Annotated in this window: 13 protein-coding genes and 1 tRNA gene; all 14 read left to right on the plus strand. The window is 57.7% G+C overall.

Going from position 1 to position 17,009, the window contains the following annotated elements:
* Positions 1–81: 81 nt before the first annotated feature.
* Positions 82–945, plus strand: coding sequence for a ParA family protein (locus FB555_RS01790; protein ID WP_425485570.1), 864 nt, complete (start codon positions 82–84; stop codon positions 943–945).
* On the plus strand, positions 929–1,774 hold the full coding sequence (locus FB555_RS01795; RefSeq protein ID WP_343046371.1) for a segregation and condensation protein A: 846 nt from the start codon (positions 929–931) through the stop codon (positions 1,772–1,774). Before FB555_RS01790 ends, FB555_RS01795 begins: the two co-directional genes overlap by 17 nt.
* 19 nt (positions 1,775–1,793) lie before the next feature.
* Positions 1,794–2,387, plus strand: a complete 594-nt coding sequence (scpB, locus tag FB555_RS01800; RefSeq protein WP_246323544.1) for an SMC-Scp complex subunit ScpB — start codon at positions 1,794–1,796, stop codon at positions 2,385–2,387.
* Positions 2,371–3,318: a pseudouridine synthase gene (locus FB555_RS01805; RefSeq protein WP_182483723.1), complete on the plus strand. Its 948-nt coding sequence runs from the start codon at positions 2,371–2,373 to the stop codon at positions 3,316–3,318. Before scpB ends, FB555_RS01805 begins: the two co-directional genes overlap by 17 nt.
* Position 3,319: 1 nt before the next feature.
* Complete coding sequence (locus tag FB555_RS01810; RefSeq protein WP_343046372.1) at positions 3,320–4,432, plus strand: prephenate dehydrogenase; 1,113 nt, start codon at positions 3,320–3,322, stop codon at positions 4,430–4,432.
* On the plus strand, positions 4,429–5,094 hold the full coding sequence (cmk, locus tag FB555_RS01815; RefSeq protein ID WP_182483724.1) for a (d)CMP kinase: 666 nt from the start codon (positions 4,429–4,431) through the stop codon (positions 5,092–5,094). Before FB555_RS01810 ends, cmk begins: the two co-directional genes overlap by 4 nt.
* 21 nt (positions 5,095–5,115) lie before the next feature.
* Positions 5,116–6,645 (plus strand): ribosome biogenesis GTPase Der, encoded by a 1,530-nt coding sequence (der, locus tag FB555_RS01820; protein ID WP_182483725.1) that lies wholly within the window; start codon positions 5,116–5,118, stop codon positions 6,643–6,645.
* Positions 6,645–7,130, plus strand: coding sequence for an NUDIX domain-containing protein (locus FB555_RS01825; RefSeq protein WP_182483726.1), 486 nt, complete (start codon positions 6,645–6,647; stop codon positions 7,128–7,130). The genes der and FB555_RS01825 overlap by 1 nt, the downstream gene beginning before the upstream one ends.
* 40 nt (positions 7,131–7,170) lie before the next feature.
* Positions 7,171–7,247 (plus strand) — tRNA-Pro (locus FB555_RS01830).
* A 498-nt stretch (positions 7,248–7,745) separates the two neighbouring features.
* Entirely contained in the window at positions 7,746–7,946 is a 201-nt protein-coding gene (locus FB555_RS01835) for a helix-turn-helix domain-containing protein (protein ID WP_182483727.1), read from the plus strand.
* 4 nt (positions 7,947–7,950) lie between these two features.
* The gene (locus tag FB555_RS01840; protein WP_182483728.1) at positions 7,951–11,244 is read left to right on the plus strand and encodes a helicase-related protein; all 3,294 of its coding nucleotides are present in this window, start codon (positions 7,951–7,953) and stop codon (positions 11,242–11,244) included.
* Positions 11,237–11,902: a DUF4391 domain-containing protein gene (locus FB555_RS01845; RefSeq protein ID WP_182483729.1), complete on the plus strand. Its 666-nt coding sequence runs from the start codon at positions 11,237–11,239 to the stop codon at positions 11,900–11,902. The genes FB555_RS01840 and FB555_RS01845 overlap by 8 nt, the downstream gene beginning before the upstream one ends.
* An 18-nt stretch (positions 11,903–11,920) precedes the next feature.
* Complete coding sequence (locus FB555_RS01850; protein ID WP_220475737.1) at positions 11,921–13,900, plus strand: site-specific DNA-methyltransferase; 1,980 nt, start codon at positions 11,921–11,923, stop codon at positions 13,898–13,900.
* A 5-nt stretch (positions 13,901–13,905) separates the two neighbouring features.
* Entirely contained in the window at positions 13,906–16,986 is a 3,081-nt protein-coding gene (locus tag FB555_RS01855) for a type III restriction-modification system endonuclease (protein ID WP_182483731.1), read from the plus strand.
* Positions 16,987–17,009 lie beyond the last annotated feature (23 nt).

Here is a 17,009-nt window from a genome sequence, read left to right on the forward strand (position 1 = left end):
AGCCTCGGCAAACCCGTAGAATTGCACAGCACCAACGAACGCGGGTTTCCCGCCACAATTTCACCCGGGAGGGCGGCACCAGTGGCATTTGTTTACAAGGATGGCGTGAAAGTCGGCGCAACAGGGCGGCCCCTGCGTGATTTCGCGGTTCCCCCCACGCTGTCATCTCACGGCCCGGCGCGCATTATCGCCATGTGCAACCAAAAAGGCGGTGTCGGCAAAACGACGACCACGATCTCTCTGGCGGCATCGCTGGCCGAATATGGCCGCAAAGTTTTGGCCGTGGACTTCGACCCGCAGGGCGCGCTTTCGGCCGGTCTTGGCGTGCCTACCCACGACGTGCCTACCGTGTACGACCTCCTTCGGGGCATTGAAAAGGATGCCTCCAAGGTGATCCAGCACACCTCGGTTCCTGGTCTCGACGTCATGCCCGCCAACATCGATCTCTCGGCAGCAGAAGTGCACCTCATCAACGAAGTTGCGCGCGAGCAGATTTTGGCCGGCATCTTGCGCCAGGTGCGTAACGACTACGATGTTATTTTCATTGACTGCCAGCCATCCTTGGGGCTGCTGACGGTGAACGCCCTGACCGCGGCTCACGGAGTGCTCATTCCGCTGGAGTGCGAGTTCTTTGCCTTGCGCGGAGTGGCCCTGCTGATTGAGACCATCGACAAGGTGCGGGACCGCCTGAACCCAGCCATCGAGTTGGACGGAATCGTTGCCACCATGTTTGACCCCCGCACCCTGCACTCGCGTGAGGTGATTGACCGCGTCGTCGAAACCTTTGGCGACAAGGTGCTCGATACCGTGATTGGTCGTACCGTCAAATTCCCGGATGCTTCGGTGGCCGGCCAGCCCATCACCCAGTTTGCGCCCGAGCACGCGGCAGCCCACGCCTACCGTCAGCTTGCCCGAGAACTGATCGAACGTGGCGCTGTCGCTTAATTCGCAGCAGCTCATTTCTCAGCCCTCTGAGGAGCCAGGCTTTCGCGTTGCCGTTCACGGGTTCGAGGGTCCGTTTGACCTGCTGCTCTCGCTCATTGCCAAGCACGAATTGGACATTACCGAGATATCGTTGAGCGCCGTCACCGACGAGTTCATCCAGTATCTCAAGGGTCTGAATACGGCTGAAGAACTCGATCAGGCCACAGAATTCTTGGTCGTCGCTGCGACACTCCTTGACCTCAAGGTTGCGGGGTTGCTTCCCCAAGGGGAACTCGTCGACGCCGAAGATGCGGCCTTGTTTGAGGCCCGCGACATGTTGTTTGCCAGACTTTTGCAGTACCGGGCCTTCAAAGACGTGTCAATCTGGTTTGCGAATTCCCTGGAAACCGAATCCACGCGGCACCCCCGAATGGTGCGCCTCGAGGATCGGTTTCGCCGCAGTGTCCCCGAACTCGTGTGGACCGCAAGCCCCGAAGATTTTGCCACGCTCGCCCTTCTCGCTTTAGCCCCCCGCGAGATTCCCGTTGTTGGCTTGGATCACCTACACGCCCCCCTGGTCAGTATTCGGGAGCAGGCCGCGATTGTGGTCGCTGCCCTTCGCCAGGGCCGGCCCCTCACCTTTAGAGAGTTAATTGCGGATGTTGGCCTGGCTGGCATGATGGTCGCCGGCGTCATCGTGGCCCGCTTTTTGGCAGTGCTCGAGCTGTATCGCCACTCCGCTATCACCTTTGAGCAAGACGAACCACTGGGGGAGTTGACCCTCAGTTGGGCCGCCACCAGTTGGTCCGATGAGAACCTCGCCAATCTCGGAGCAGACTATGACCGATAACACGATTACCGATAGCACTATGACCCACAACGCTGCCGCTGCCGATACCGAAGCCGGCATGATCGCGATTGAGCGCGCGCTCGAGGCAATCTTCATGATCGCCGACGAGCCTCAGAGTCTGGTGTCCCTTGCAACGGCTCTCAGCGTGCCGGTCAAGGCGGTGAAAGCAGCCATCGTGGCGCTCGTTCACGATCTCGATGGACATGGCAATGGCCCCGAACGTGGCTTTGAGCTGCGTGAGGTGGGCGGCGGTTGGCGGTTCTACGTTCGTGAAAGTCTCGATTCGGTTGTGGCCGACTTCGTGCTCACCCAGAACCCCACCAAATTGTCGCAGGCCGCGCTCGAGACCCTATCGGTGATCGCCTACAAGCAACCGATAAGCCGCGGTCAAATAGCGTCGATTCGGGCCGTCAATGTGGATTCGGTCGTGCGCACCCTGGTGGGCCGCGGCATGATCACCGAGGTTCAAACCGATTCCGAAACTGGCGCAATTTTGTATGGAACCACCGAGCTTTTGCTCGTTCAACTGGGCATCAATTCTCTTGATGACCTGCCCCACATTTCTCCGTTGCTGTCTGACGGAGCGGAAGGCTTTGATGTCGACGCACGATAGAGACGAACGTCCCCCCATTCCGACGTGGGGAGATGAGCCCACGGGCATCCGGATTCAAAAGGTTATGGCATCGGCTGGTGTTGCCTCGCGTCGTGTCGCCGAAAACATGATTGCTCAAGGCCGTGTCAGCGTGAATGGCACCGTCGTCGTGTCGCCAGGCATGCGAGTGGATCCCGAGGTTGATCAGGTTACGGTAGATGGCGTTGCCGTGCAGACCGACACCAGCAAGGTGTACGTCATGCTGAACAAGCCGGTCGGCATTGTGTCCTCGCTCAGCGATGACCGCGGTCGTCCTGACTTGACGCAGTTTACGAATCAGTTCGATGAGCGCCTCTTCAACGTCGGACGTCTGGATGCCGAGACCAGTGGTCTCCTGATTCTTACGAACGACGGTGATCTGGCTCACGTTCTGGCGCACCCCAAATTTGGGGTCACGAAAACCTATATTGCCAAGGTGACCGGCAAGGTTTCTCCTCAGACGTTGAGCAAACTCACCAAAGGAATTGAGCTCGATGACGGTTTCATTCAGGCGGATCGTGCGCGGTTGTTGACCTATTCTCAGAGTGAGGGCACCTCGTTGGTGGAGCTGACCCTGCACTCAGGCCGCAATCGCATCGTGCGTCGCATGATGGCCGAGGTCGGGCATCCCGTTATCGAACTCGTGCGTCGTCAATTTGGGCCGCTGAACCTCGGCACGTTGCAGGTTGGCCAGTTACGTCGCCTCACGAAGGTCGAGCTGGGGCAACTCTTGACGTTGTCGCGTCCGGTCGAGGAGGCAGCGAGACCAGAGGATTCCGTGCCAACTGACGGCGATTTTGACGCGGACGAGTTCGACGATGATGACGATGATGACGACGGTTTTGAGGCAGATCCCTGGCAAGACGAACAGGACGCCAAAGCCGCTGAAGCGGCACAGAGGCGGGGAAAGTAACGTGAACGAGAGCACATTATCCACCCGACCCAGCCCATCCACCCGCCTGTCTGGCCAGGTACGCATTGTTGGCACGGGACTGCTGGGCGGGAGCATCGCCCTCGCGCTCCGCTCTCAAGGAGTCGATGTGGTTCTTGCCGATGCCTCTCCCTCGAGCGTTCGCCTCGCTGTCGATCTTGGTGCCGGGCGCGCCGCAGAAGAAGGTGATCGCCCGCAGCTGATTGTCGTGTGTGTGCCTCCCGACGTGACTGCCGACACTATTGAGGCCGAGCTTCTTCGTTTTTCCGATGCGGTCGTCACCGATGTGGCCAGCGTTAAGCTGGCTCCTCTGTTCGAACTTCAGAACCGCGGCGTGGACCTGACCCGTTACATCGGCTCGCACCCCCTCGCCGGGCGGGAGCGAGGCGGCACGATTTCGGCCCGCGGCGACCTGTTCCTGGGCCGGCCGTGGGTCATTTGTCGCGACGAGGAAACACCCGGCTGGGTACTTGATCGGGTGGAAGACTTAGCTCATGACGTAGGTGCCCTCACCATCGAGATGACTCCCGAGGCGCACGATGAAGCTGTGGGTCTCGTCTCTCATGTGCCCCAAATCATGGCGTCCTTGATGGCTAAACAGCTTCAGAAGGCTTCGGATGATGCTGTTCGCCTGGCTGGCCAGGGGCTTCGTGATGTTACGCGCATTGCCGCTAGTTCGCCAGAGTTGTGGATCCAAATTTTGAGCGCCAATAGCGAGGCGGTGGTGAACATCCTCGAGCGAATTCAGGATGACCTCGCCGAGATAACCCAAGCCCTTCGCAACGTCGATGCCCCCGGATCCCGCCGTGCCATTGCGCGCGAAATCTCGGCCGGCAACGACGGGGTGGCTCGCCTCCCCGGTAAGCACGGTCAAAACCGCCGCTTCGCTTCCCTTATTGTGTTGATCGATGACACTCCCGGACAGCTCGCGCGGTTACTCACTGAAATCGGTGAACTGGGGATCAACCTCGAAGATCTTCGCCTCGAGCACGCCGAGGGTGCTCAGATGGGATTGGTGGAGTTCTCGGTTCTGCCAGAAGTCGTCGATAAGTTGACCCTCGAGTTGGAAAAACTCGGTTGGAGAATTGCGGCATGAACCCCATTATTGTTGCCCTAGACGGCCCTGCTGGCAGTGGTAAATCCAGCGTCAGCAAGGCGGTTGCGCGCCGCCTTGGTTTCGCCTACCTAGACACCGGGGCCGCCTATCGGGCCCTCGCATGGCACATCCTGAACAACGCTATTGATGCCAGCGACGAAGCCGCCGTGGTTGATTCCCTGCGGACTTTTGACTATTCCATCGGTACCGACCCTGATCACTATTTCGTGCGGGTGGGCGCCGATGACATTACGGATGCCATTCGTGAACCCCGCGTCACGGCCGTTGTCAGCCTGATTGCCCGCGTGCCCGCTGTCCGCGTGCACCTCAATAATGTGTTTCGCAGTCTCATGCAGGCAACGCCCAAACCGGGCATTATTGCCGAGGGTCGCGACATCACCACGGTGGTCGCTCCCGACGCTTCCGTGCGCATCCTGCTGACAGCATCAGAAGAGGCTAGAATGGCAAGGCGTTCCGCGGAATTACCAACGGAAACGCAAGCGAATACGGCGTCACAGTTACGTGCCAGAGATGTGGCTGACTCCCGTGTATCCGACTTCATGACTGCCGCCGATGGCGTTGTGACCGTAGATTCCACGCTCCTCGCCTATGAGGAGACGATTGATGCGGTCGTTGAAGTTATTACATCCCGCACGTCGTGATTCGCACGAAGGAGAACACCCATGGCTGCTAACCAGACCCCCGGCGACGACGACATTCTTGATGTTGAAAATGAAGTAGGCGCCCTCACCGAGCGTCTCGACAGCCTCGATGAAGAACTGGCTGTAGCCCGCGCCGTCTCGCTTCGTGCAAGCCTTGAGGACTATGAGCTCGACGAAGATGACTTCGACTTGCTCGACACCATCACCGAAGACCCCGACCAAATCACGTACCTGCCAGCGATGCCCGTGCTGGCTGTCGTGGGTCGCCCCAACGTGGGCAAGTCGGCTTTGGTCAACCGTATTTTAGGTCGTCGCGAGGCCGTCGTTGAAGACACCCCTGGTGTCACCCGTGACCGCGTTGCCTACAAAGCAGAGTGGAATACCCGCCACTTCACCCTCGTAGACACAGGAGGCTGGGAACCCGATGCCAAGGGCATCAACGCGTCCGTTGCCGCTCAGGCTGAGATCGCGATTGATCTCTGCGACGCAGTGCTCTTCGTTGTCGACGCCAACGTTGGCGCCACCGCCACCGACGAGCACGTCGTGCGGATGCTCCGCAAAGCCAAGAAGCCGGTCTATCTCATTGCCAACAAGGTTGATGACTCGCGTCAAGAGCCCCTCATTGCTGAACTGTGGTCGCTGGGTCTTGGCGAGCCATACCCCGTTTCCGCCTTGCACGGCCGCGGCATTGCTGACCTGCTCGACATGGTGATCACCAAGCTTCCCCTCGTTTCGGCCGTTGCCAAGCAAGAGGTCGGTGGCCCCCGCCGCGTCGCCATTCTGGGACGTCCCAATGTGGGCAAGTCCTCGCTTCTCAACAAGGCCGCCGGCGAAGAACGGGTCGTGGTCAACGAGCTTGCGGGCACCACGCGTGACCCCGTTGATGAGCAAGTCGACATCGGCGGCAAGATCTGGCGTTTCGTTGATACAGCCGGTATTCGTCGCCGCGTGCACCTGCAACAGGGCGCTGACTTCTATGCCACTTTGCGCACCAGCGCCGCATTGGAGAAAGCTGAAGTTGCCGTCGTCATGATTGACGTCAGTCAGCCTATTAGTGAGCAGGATGTTCGCATCATTGACCTCGTTCTCGAATCTGGTCGCGCGCTCGTATTGGCTTTCAATAAATGGGACTTGCTCGATGACGATCGTCGTCGCTACCTTGAGCGTGAGATTGAACAAGACCTCGCACACGTGTCGTGGGCTCCCCGCGTCAATATTTCGGCTACCACGGGCCGCCACCTCGAGAAGTTAGCTCCAGCTCTGGAGCGTGCACTCGAGTCTTGGGATACCCGAATTCCCACCGGAAAGTTTAATGCTCTTCTTGCTGAGCTCACGGCCGCGCATCCGCACCCTGTTCGTGGTGGTAAGCAGCCTCGCGTGCTCTTCGGCACACAGTCCTCGACGCGTCCGCCCACGTTCGTTCTCTTCACCACGGGATTCCTTGACCCCGGATACCGCCGCTACATTACGCGTCGTCTTCGCGAGATTTATGGATTCGATGGCACCCCCATCAACGTCAACATGCGAGTTCGTGAGAAGCGCAAGCGCTAATGTCGCACATTCCTCCAGAACTGCCGCCGGCGCACCTGCGTGATCCGGGTGACGCGTGGGTGGAGAGTCCGGAGGGAACGAAATACTGGGGGCGCTTCGGCGCTGCAGGGCTTCTTGTCTGGCACCCCAGCGCGGGCATCCTTTTGCAGCACCGCGCGCAGTGGAGCCACAACGGTGGAACCTGGGCATTGCCAGGCGGAGCGAGGCGACTGGGGGAGTCAGCGCTAGAGGGCGCGCTGCGTGAGGCGGAGGAAGAAGCAGGTGTTCCTGCAGAACTCGTCGAGGTCCTTTTTGAGAGTGTTGTCGACCTGGGGTTTTGGTCGTACACCACCGTCGTCGTGCGGGCACTCGAGGTTTTTGAGCCGGTGATCGGCGACACCGAGAGCATCGCGCTGGAGTGGGTAGCCGTCGAAGACGTGGCAAACTACGATCTGCACCCCGGGTTTGCCGCTTCGTGGCCTGGGTTGCGCGAGCGCCTGATCTGAAAACCGATATGATTACTAAGTTGTCTTCGTAAGAAGATTGCGGGCTGTGGCGCAGCTTGGTAGCGCACTTGACTGGGGGTCAAGGGGTCGCAGGTTCAAATCCTGTCAGCCCGACCAACAAAAAAACCACCCTTGCCGGGTGGTTTTTTTGTTTGGTTTTGGCCAATAACCCATAACCCCGGGTTCTGGCACTGCGACCTTGAACCGAACGATGAAGTCAGGTCGCGACTCCGCTCTGGTCGGTGGCTGCAGAGCGCAACATGCACGCCCTGCAGCCAGGCGCTACATTCCCGCGCAAACCTTGCAGAGCCTGTAACCGTTGGTCCCAGCTCTCTTGTTGTGTGCGGGGATGCGCTGCCCGGTGGGGCAGTTACCGTGCACGTGGTGTACGTCGGGATCTGACGGGTTGATTGAGTAGTACGGACTGACTCTCATTGCTCCTCCTTGAGCGAGATGATGTCCATCGATTGACGGATATTTGAATGCTACGTCCACGCACCGACATTGCAGCCATGCGTACTGTCCTGCAGGGCCTCCCTATTCAGCTCCCAATTCAGGTCGATAGACTTGTATTTGTTCGGTAAAACTCGGTGAAACCCTGTTGAGAGGTAGATGATGACGGAGTCTTGGTTGTCTGCAGACGAGATCGCCGATCACCTCGGGGTAATCAAAGACACTGTTTACTCCTGGATCGCAAACAAGGGCATGCCAGCCCACAAAGTTGGGCGTCTCTGGAAGTTTCAAGTCAGCGAGGTCGACGAGTGGGTGCGCGGCGATGGCGCCGCTGACTCGGACCGCGACGAGGCGGGGGACTGACAGCTTGCGCATCATCAATAACGTCACCGACCTGCTCGGAGACGATCTGAAGGCCGAGATCACACCGGGTTCCAAAGTCCGTATCGCTGCATCGACGTTCTCGATCTTCGCGTTCGAGGCACTCCGTAAGGAGTTGGAGCAGGTTTCTGAGCTGGAGTTCATTTTCACAACGCCAGCGTTCGTTACGGAGAAGGTCACGGACAAACTCCGCAAAGAGCGTCGAGAATTCTTCATCCCAGGTGGGCGCGCCGAGTCGAGCCTGTCTGGGTCGGAGTTTGAGATTAGGTTGCGCAACCAACTCACCCAGCGCGCAGTCGCGAAAGAATGCGCCGACTGGGTACGCCGCAAGGTCACGTTCCGCTCGAACGCAACCGGCAACCCAATGCAGCAGTTCGCGGTTATTGGCGACAGCGCTGCTTACACTTCCCTGCAAGGCTTCACCACGGCCGACCTCGGTTACGAGCGGGGCAACGCTGTGTCGAACATGGTGCAACGTGTCGACGAGGCGCCAATGACGTCCCAGTATCTCCAACTGTTTGATCAAATTTGGCACAATCCCGAGCAGCTCAACGATGTCACTCAAACGGTCCATGACCACATCGCTAGCGTGTATGCGGAGAATGCCCCAGCGCGTATCTACTTCCTGGTCCTCTACAACCTGTTCGCCGAGTTTCTAGAAGATATCAACGAAGATGTCCTGCCGAACGATCGCACCGGTTACCAGGACACAAAGGTCTGGCAGAGCCTCTACAACTTTCAGCGCGATGCGGCGACCGGGATCATCAACAAGTTAGAAACCTACAACGGGTGCATCCTCGCCGATAGCGTCGGTCTGGGTAAAACGTTCACCGCGCTGGCAGTAATTAAGTATTACGAGCTGCGCAATAAATCGGTGCTCGTGCTTGCGCCGAAGAAGCTCTCTGAGAACTGGACAAACTACAACGCGAACCTCACGACGAACATTTTCGCCTCTGACCGGTTCAACTACGACGTTCTCGCCCACACCGACCTGTCCCGCACCCGCGGTGAGTCGCTCGGCCTGAGACTCGATCGAATCAACTGGGGCAACTACGACTTGGTGGTCATCGATGAGTCGCACAATTTTCGTAACGCCGACTACGCAGAGGAGAAAGAGTCTCGATACCAGCGGCTCATGCGAACGGTCATCCGAGAAGGCGTCAAGACCAAGGTCTTGATGCTCTCGGCAACCCCCGTTAATAACCGGTTCAATGACTTGAAGAACCAGCTCCAGCTCGCCTACGAGGGTGAGTCGGAGAACCTCGCGAAGCACCTGAACCTCTCCACCACTGTGGAGAAAGTCTTCAGCGACGCGCAGCGAGTCTTCAATGAGTGGTCCAAACTCGACACTGAATATCGCACCACGGAACGTATTCTCAAGATGCTCGACTTCGACTTTTTTGAATTACTCGACGCGGTGACGATTGCCCGCTCACGCAAGCACATCCAGGCGTTCTACGACACGACCGAGATTGGTGCCTTTCCCGAACGCCTCCCTCCGGTCTCGATCCGTGCACCACTCACCGACCTACCGGATGTTCCGGACTTCAATGACATCTTCGAGCAGCTCCAAGTGCTTACCCTCGCCGTCTACACTCCGATGGCCTATGTATTTCCCAGCCGGATGAGTAAGTACGAGGATCTGTATAACGTCACAACAGGCAGCGCCCGCTCCAACCTTGGCCAAGCCGGGCGCGAGCAAGGTCTGAAGAAGCTCATGACTGTGAACCTTCTCAAACGACTGGAGAGTTCAGTCGAAGCCTTCCGCCTGACCGTAAGCAAGATCGAGGAGTCAGTGGACCGCACCCTACGGCGTCTCGATTCCCGCGCAGGAGCGCTCACTGACCTGAGCGCCGACCTCACCGGGCTTGATTTGGATCTCGATGATGAGGACGACGCAAACATCGAGGCTATTTCGTTTGGGGCGAAGATCAAGATCGATCTCGACGATATCGATATCGAGTCTTGGCGGCGGGACCTAGGGAACGACCGCGAGACCCTGCGAGAGTTGCTTGACGAGATGCGCAAGGTCATCCCGGCCCACGATCTGAAGCTCCAGAAAATTAAACAACTCATCACTGAGAAGGTGGCACACCCGATCAACCCTGACAACCGTAAGGTGCTGGTCTTTTCGGCGTTCGCTGACACCGCGAACTACCTCTACCGTGAGCTCGCCCCGGTGTTCGCCGATGCCGGGCTGGAGACGGCCGTCATTACCGGCGGCAGCCATGGCGCCAAGGCCACTCTCGGCACCGGATTCGACTACCAGCAGGTCATGGCCATGTTCTCGCCTAAGTCCAAGCAACGGCACCTCACCATGCCGCAAGAGACTCGAGAACTGGATGTTCTCATTGGCACTGATGTCATCAGCGAGGGTCAAAATCTCCAGGACTGTGACTTTCTGATCAACTACGACATTCACTGGAATCCGGTCCGGATCATCCAACGGTTTGGGCGAATCGACCGAATCGGCTCCACCAACGCTCAAATTCAACTGGTTAATTTCTGGCCCGACATCTCACTCGACGAGTACATCAACCTCAAAGAGCGGGTCGAGAACCGCATGGTTATCGCTGACGTGGCCGGTACTGCCGATGACAATGTCCTCACCCTGGAAAACTCCGATGCAGCGTTCCGCAAAGAACAGCTCCGTAAGCTGCAGGACGAAGTCATTGAGCTTGAAGACGTGCGCACCGGTGTCTCGATCACTGACCTCGGGCTCAACGACTTTCGGATGGATCTGCTCGGCTACATCAAGGACAACGGTGACCTCGCTGCGATACCCAAAGGCCTGCACGCCGTCGTTCCTGCCGATCCCGCGAAGGGCCTGAGGCCAGGCGTGATCTTTGCGCTGCGCAGTGTGAACGCAGACGATGCTCAACTCACCGGGAAGAGCGGTAATCGAGGTAATCGGCTACACCCGCACTATCTCGTCTACCTAGACGATCAAGGCAACGTCATCGCCGACCACACAGAGCCAAAGCACCTGCTCGACCTGCTCCGCGCTGGATGCCGCCCCTACGACGAACCAATCGCTGACGTCGTGCACGCGTTCAACACAGCCACGCTGGAGGGCGCTCAGATGAGCAAGTACTCCGGGCTTCTGACAGCCGCCATTCATTCAATGATCGAAGTCACAGAAGAACGCGACATCGACAGCCTCTTTACGGGCGGCCAAACCAGTGCCCTGACCCAGACCATCGCCGGCCTCGACGATTTCGAACTGATCGCATTCGTCGCCATTGTGGACTCCTCCACGACGATTGAGACCAATGGTTGATCTGCTGTACAAGTGGCCTGTTGCATCTAAGTTCGGCAGTCGTGTACCCAAAGAGAAGTTCTACGAGTACGGCAATGTCAGCACCGCAGTGCGTGAGAAGTTTGTGTCCGAGGTCCAGCGCATTACCTGGGCCTATAAGCTTGCCGAATCCACCATCAACCTCCGCGGCAGCACGAGCGTGCCCGAGATCCAGGTCTTCCAGATAGACACGAAGACCGGTGAGGTCGCCGACCAGGTGCTGTCTGCGATCGACAAGGCCATCCAGTACCCGATTATCTTCGAGATCACCAGAGCAACGGTCGGTGAACGGCAGATCCGGATGGTCGCAGCACACAAGCAGCTTGGTTCGGGAGCCCCGAAGATCAGCGCCTACTATTCGACAGGTTGGCTCCCTGCTGACGCAGAACGGCAGTCACTCCCTACAGCGATCAGCCTGCCCGCCCTCTACTCGGCGATCTTGGAGCCCCTGACGCCAGTGATGGTTCGGCCCGGCGAGGAAATGTCACAGGTTGCAGACAGACTGGCAACCGTGCGGAAGCTCGAACGCGAGATCACCGCTTTGGAGCGCAAGCTCCGCACCGAGCCGCAGCTCAACCGCAAGATCGAGCTACGCCGCTCTCTCAAGACCAGACAACAAGAACTCGAACAGCAGAGGTAACCCGTGGAGAAACTACGAATGACGTCGCCAGACCTGACCGATGCCAACATTGAGAAGCTCGCTGAGCTGTTTCCGACCGTTGTGACGGAGTCCGTCGACGCTGACGGTGACGTCAAGATGGCCGTCGACTTCGATCTGTTGCGCCAGGAGCTCTCCGACTACGTCGTTGAAGGGCCGCAGGAGCGCTACCGGCTCGACTGGCCGGGCAAGCGCGCAGCAGCGTTTGCGGCCAACGCGCCCATCGCCAAAACCCTGCGCCCGATGCGTGAAGAGTCTGTGGATTTCGACACCACCAAAAACCTGTTCATCGAGGGCGACAACCTCGACGCGCTCAAGCTGCTCCAAGAGTCCTACTTGGGCAAGGTCAAACTGATCTACATTGACCCGCCGTACAACACGGGTAAGGATTTCATCTACGCCGATGATTTTTCGGAGACGTCCGCTGAATATCTGACGCGATCGGGTCAAACGAACAGTTCAGGTGCGCGTCTGATCGCAAATCCGGAGTCACACGGTAGATTCCACTCCGATTGGCTGAGCATGATGTATTCGCGTCTTAAATTGTCAAGAAACCTTCTGTCAGATGACGGGGTCGTCCTTGTGTCTATTGATGATGCCGAGTCCGCCAACATGAAACGCCTACTAGACGAAGTTTTTGGTGAGGGAAATTTCATCGATACTATCGCCGTTGAAATGTCGACTACGTCTGGCCCCAAGACGGTTAACGCTCAACAAGGCACGATCGTAAAGAATGTCGAGTTCGTCCACGTCTACCGACGCTCGGTTGAGTTTGATCGTTTACCCCACACGCCTCTCCTGGATGGTGTCGAAGGTTATGACACGCATTACTCACTTTGGAAGAATGAAGATGGCTCCCTCGGCTCTCTCGCGGAACAAATGCTAAACAACGTCTATGTCGGGAGTGACATTCGCACTTATGGATTACTGGAGCGAGGTAGTTTCAGCGTAAACAATATGGAAAGGCTACTTGCGGTCTCGGCACCCGCGAAGAAATTCCTTCACGAGAACTTGGACAAGATTGCCCGTGTTGACCGGGCACCGGTTTCAGCCAGTGGTCGTCATACAACCGTGGGCCGATGGGAAGCATTCGAGACTGACCACCGCACGTATTTTCTCACCACGCTGGCCAACGGCAATCTCCAGGCAGTGATTCCTATGGAACTGAATTTCCGTATGTCTGATGATTACAAGCCAAGATTCGGGCGGACCGTGATCCGTGGAGACTTGTGGAAGGGGTTCCACCAGGACATGGGCAATGTCACAAAAGAGGGAGGGACGCCCTATGAGAACGGTAAGAAGCCAGTTCGCCTCATTAAGCAACTAATCCGTTGGGCGAACAATACACAGGACGGAATCGTCATGGACTTCTTTGCCGGATCTGGAACGACGGCCCACGCAGTCATGGAGTTAAACGCAGAAGATGGGGCGAATCGACAGTTCATACTCGTGCAGTTGGATGAGGAGCCTGACGGAGCAAATTACAGCTCCATTGCGGAGATTACCCGGCTACGGATGGGGCGTTCAGGGCAACGGGTTCGTGAAGGCTTGAAAGCGATGGAGAGTTCGGTAGATGTTGGCTTCAGAAGCCTTCGGGTGGACAGTAGCAACATGATTGATGTTTTGCGCACTCCTGACGCTACAGAGCAGCAGGAGCTCGCATTTCTGCAGTCGAATATCAAGGAAGATCGTACAACAGAGGACCTTCTTTTTCAGGTCATGCTTGGGTGGGGGCTCGAACTAGCGATGCCCATCAGCGTTGAGCAAATCGAAGACAAAGAAGTCTTCGTCGTCGAGGATGGCGCCCTGTACGCCTGCTTCGACCAGCACATCAGCCCAGCGGTTGTGCATTCGATCGCGAAGCGACAGCCACTGCGCGTTGTGTTCCGCGACTCCGGTTTCGCATCGGATGACGCGCGGATTAATGCAGAGCAGGTCTTCCGCGAGGTGTCTCCGGCGACCGACGTGAAGGCGATCTGATCGGGATGAAACTACAGTTCAAGGTCCAGAAGTACCAGACCCATGCTGTCGACTCGGTTGTCGAGATATTCGAGGGGCAGCCCAAGCACGACGGCATCTCGTATCGAATTGACCCTGGCAAGGTGACGCCCGCCTCGAACCCGACGCTGTTCGAGACGAACGATACGCCCGACTCTGGGCTTCGGAACGCCGACATCGCACTCTCCTCTACTCAGCTGCTGGACAACGTTCGTAAGGTCCAGCGGTCTCGCAACCTGCCGCTGTCGACGATGCTTATCGATAGCAAGGCGGCCCCGGGGGCTCCGAACTTGGATGTTGAAATGGAGACGGGTACCGGAAAGACGTACGTCTACATCAAGACGATCTTGGAACTTCACAAGCGGTATGGCTGGTCGAAGTACATCATCGTGGTGCCCTCGGTCGCGATCCGTGAGGGCGTCAAAAAATCACTCGATGACACCTCCGAGCACTTCCAGCAGCTTTACGGGACCAAGCCTCGATCGTTCGTCTACAATTCCTCGCAACTGCACGAGATCGAGCGTTTCAGCTCCGATGCCGGGGTGCAGGTGATGATCATCAATATCCAGGCTTTCAACGCGACGGGCAAGGATAACCGTCGCATTTATGACGTGCTCGACGACTTCCAGTCGCGACGTCCAATTGACGTGATCGCGGCGAACCGACCCATCGTCATCATCGATGAACCGCAGAAGATTGGTGCTGAGAAGTCACTCGATGCGCTTTCACGCTTCCACGGCTTGATGATGTTGAGGTACTCGGCAACGCACAAGGTGGAACACACGAAGGTGCACCGCCTCGACGCCTTGGACGCGTACAAGCACAAGTTGGTCAAGAAAATCGCGGTGCGCGGCATCACAGTGAAGGGCTTGGCCGGATCTACTGCTTACCTGTATCTGGACGCTATCGAGATCGCCAAAGGCGCGAAGCCACGTGCTCGAATCGAGATCGAAGTGCAAACCCAGACTGGCATCAAACGTCAGGTCAAGCGCCTCGATGTCGGTGCAAACTTGCACGATGTGTCGAATGGAATTGAGGCGTACAAGGGCTTGTTCATCACTGAAATCGACGCGAACCGCGACGTAATCGAGCTCAGTAATGGCGACGTCGTCATCGCCGGGCAGCTCGCCGACCGTGACGCCACGGAGGAGACGAAGCGGCGCATCCAGATTCGTGAGGTCATCCGTGCACATTTAGACAAGGAACGTGAATTGTTCAGCCAGGGCATCAAGGTGCTCTCACTATTCTTCATCGACGAGGTTGCCAAATATCGCGACTACGGCCGCGAAGATACCCTCGGTGACTATGCCCGCGTGTTTGAGGAAGAGTATTCTGCGATCCGCGACGAGGTACTGGGCGAGCTGGCTATCGATAACATGACCGAGGAGTTCCAGCAGTACTTGCGCCGCGATGAGGTCCGAAAGGTGCACGAGGGATACTTCTCGATCGACAAGAAATCCAAGCATCAAGTTGACGGCAATGTCTCCGGCCGCAGCGAAGACAAAGGTCAGTCCACCGACATTGATGCGTACGACCTGATCCTTAAAGGCAGGGATCGATTGCTTTTGTTCACTGAGCCGGTCCGATTCATCTTCTCCCACTCCGCGCTGCGCGAGGGCTGGGACAATCCCAACGTGTTCGTCATGGGCATGCTCAAGAAGAGCGACAACACCGTCTCCCGTCGCCAAGAGATCGGCCGCGGCCTGCGCCTCGCGGTCAACCAGCTCGGCGAGCGAATGGACAACCCAGCCACCGTTCATGACATCAACGAGCTGACGGTGGTCACTGACGAGTCGTATACCGACTTCGTTGCCGGACTCCAGAAGGAGATCTCGGAGTCCCTAGCTGCCCGACCGCGCAAGGCTACTCCAGAGTATTTTGCTGGCAAGATCGTCGAGGATGTTACGACCGGAACTATTCACACGATCTCGTCAGACGAGGCAAAGCAACTCCAGTACTGGCTAACGGTTAACGCCTTTATCGACTATGAACAGCACCTCACCGACAAGTGGTTCGGTCGGGCCGAATTGCCAGAGATGCCCGAGCTACCGGCCTCGCTGCAGCCGTACTTTTATCAGGTTGCCGAACTAATTGACGCTCTACACGTCGCGGCGCCGGAGATCACCGACGACCGCAAGCCGAAGAGGATCCCGCTCAACGAGGCGAACTTCGCCAAGAAGGAATTCCAAGCGCTCTGGGGTCGGATCAACCACAAGGCGGTCTACCAAGTCGAGTTCGACTCGGCCGAGCTGATCCACAAGTCGATTGGGCATCTGGACAAGCACCTGAACGTCGCCGCGATGCAGTACGTCATCCAAGCAGGGCAGCAGCGCGAGAAATTGGAGGCTGACGACCTCGCGAGCGGCTCGGGGTTCGTGGTGTCGACGACGCAGACTCACACCGAGACCGTGAGTTCGGGCTCGCAAGTGAAGTACGACTTGCTTGGTGAGATTACTGAGAAGACCCAGCTCACCCGTCGCACGGTTTCCGCTATCCTCCGCGGTATTGCACCTGGCACATTCGGTAAGTTCCGTCTCAACCCCGAGCAGTTCATTACGGAGGCGGCGCGGCTGATCAACGAGCAGAAGGCGACCGTCATTGTCGAGCATCTGACCTACGACGCGCTGGAGGAGCGGTTCGACTCAGCGATCTTCACAGAGAATCAAACCGCGCAGGACTTCAGTAAGGCGGGGGACAAGCTCAAGAAACACATCTACGACTTTGTGGTGACTGACTCGAAGATCGAGCGCGCGTTCGTCACCGAGCTGGACACAAGTACGGAGGTCGCTGTTTACGCGAAGCTTCCGCGCGGGTTCTTCATCCCGACTCCGGTGGGTGATTACAACCCCGACTGGGCGATCGCGTTCACCGCAGGCAGCGTCAAGCATGTCTACTTCGTTGCCGAGACCAAGGGCTCGCTTTCGACCCTGCAGCTCAAGGGCGTCGAGGACGCCAAGATCGAGTGTGCCCGCAAATTCTTTGAGTCCTTGAGCGAGAAAAACGGCCAAGACGTCATCTATGACGTGGTTACCGACTACACCGAGCTGATGCAGCTTGTGACGACCTAAGGGAGAAACAAGATGTCGTTCCA

Origin of the sequence: Alpinimonas psychrophila (assembly GCF_014137865.1) — a bacterium.
Classification (GTDB): Bacteria; Actinomycetota; Actinomycetes; order Actinomycetales; family Microbacteriaceae; genus Alpinimonas; species Alpinimonas psychrophila.

Bases quoted from the DNA above. Each gene is read 5' to 3' on its own strand.
- scpB (WP_246323544.1), top strand. From the start codon at position 1,794: ATGACCCACAACGCTGCCGCTGCCGATACCGAAGCCGGCATGATCGCG.
- FB555_RS01805 (WP_182483723.1), top strand. From the start codon at position 2,371: ATGTCGACGCACGATAGAGACGAACGTCCCCCCATTCCGACGTGGGGA.
- cmk (WP_182483724.1), top strand. From the start codon at position 4,429: ATGAACCCCATTATTGTTGCCCTAGACGGCCCTGCTGGCAGTGGTAAA.
- der (WP_182483725.1), top strand. From the start codon at position 5,116: ATGGCTGCTAACCAGACCCCCGGCGACGACGACATTCTTGATGTTGAA.
- FB555_RS01825 (WP_182483726.1), top strand. From the start codon at position 6,645: ATGTCGCACATTCCTCCAGAACTGCCGCCGGCGCACCTGCGTGATCCG.
- FB555_RS01835 (WP_182483727.1), top strand. From the start codon at position 7,746: ATGACGGAGTCTTGGTTGTCTGCAGACGAGATCGCCGATCACCTCGGG.
- FB555_RS01845 (WP_182483729.1), top strand. From the start codon at position 11,237: ATGGTTGATCTGCTGTACAAGTGGCCTGTTGCATCTAAGTTCGGCAGT.
- FB555_RS01850 (WP_220475737.1), top strand. From the start codon at position 11,921: ATGACGTCGCCAGACCTGACCGATGCCAACATTGAGAAGCTCGCTGAG.
- FB555_RS01855 (WP_182483731.1), top strand. From the start codon at position 13,906: ATGAAACTACAGTTCAAGGTCCAGAAGTACCAGACCCATGCTGTCGAC.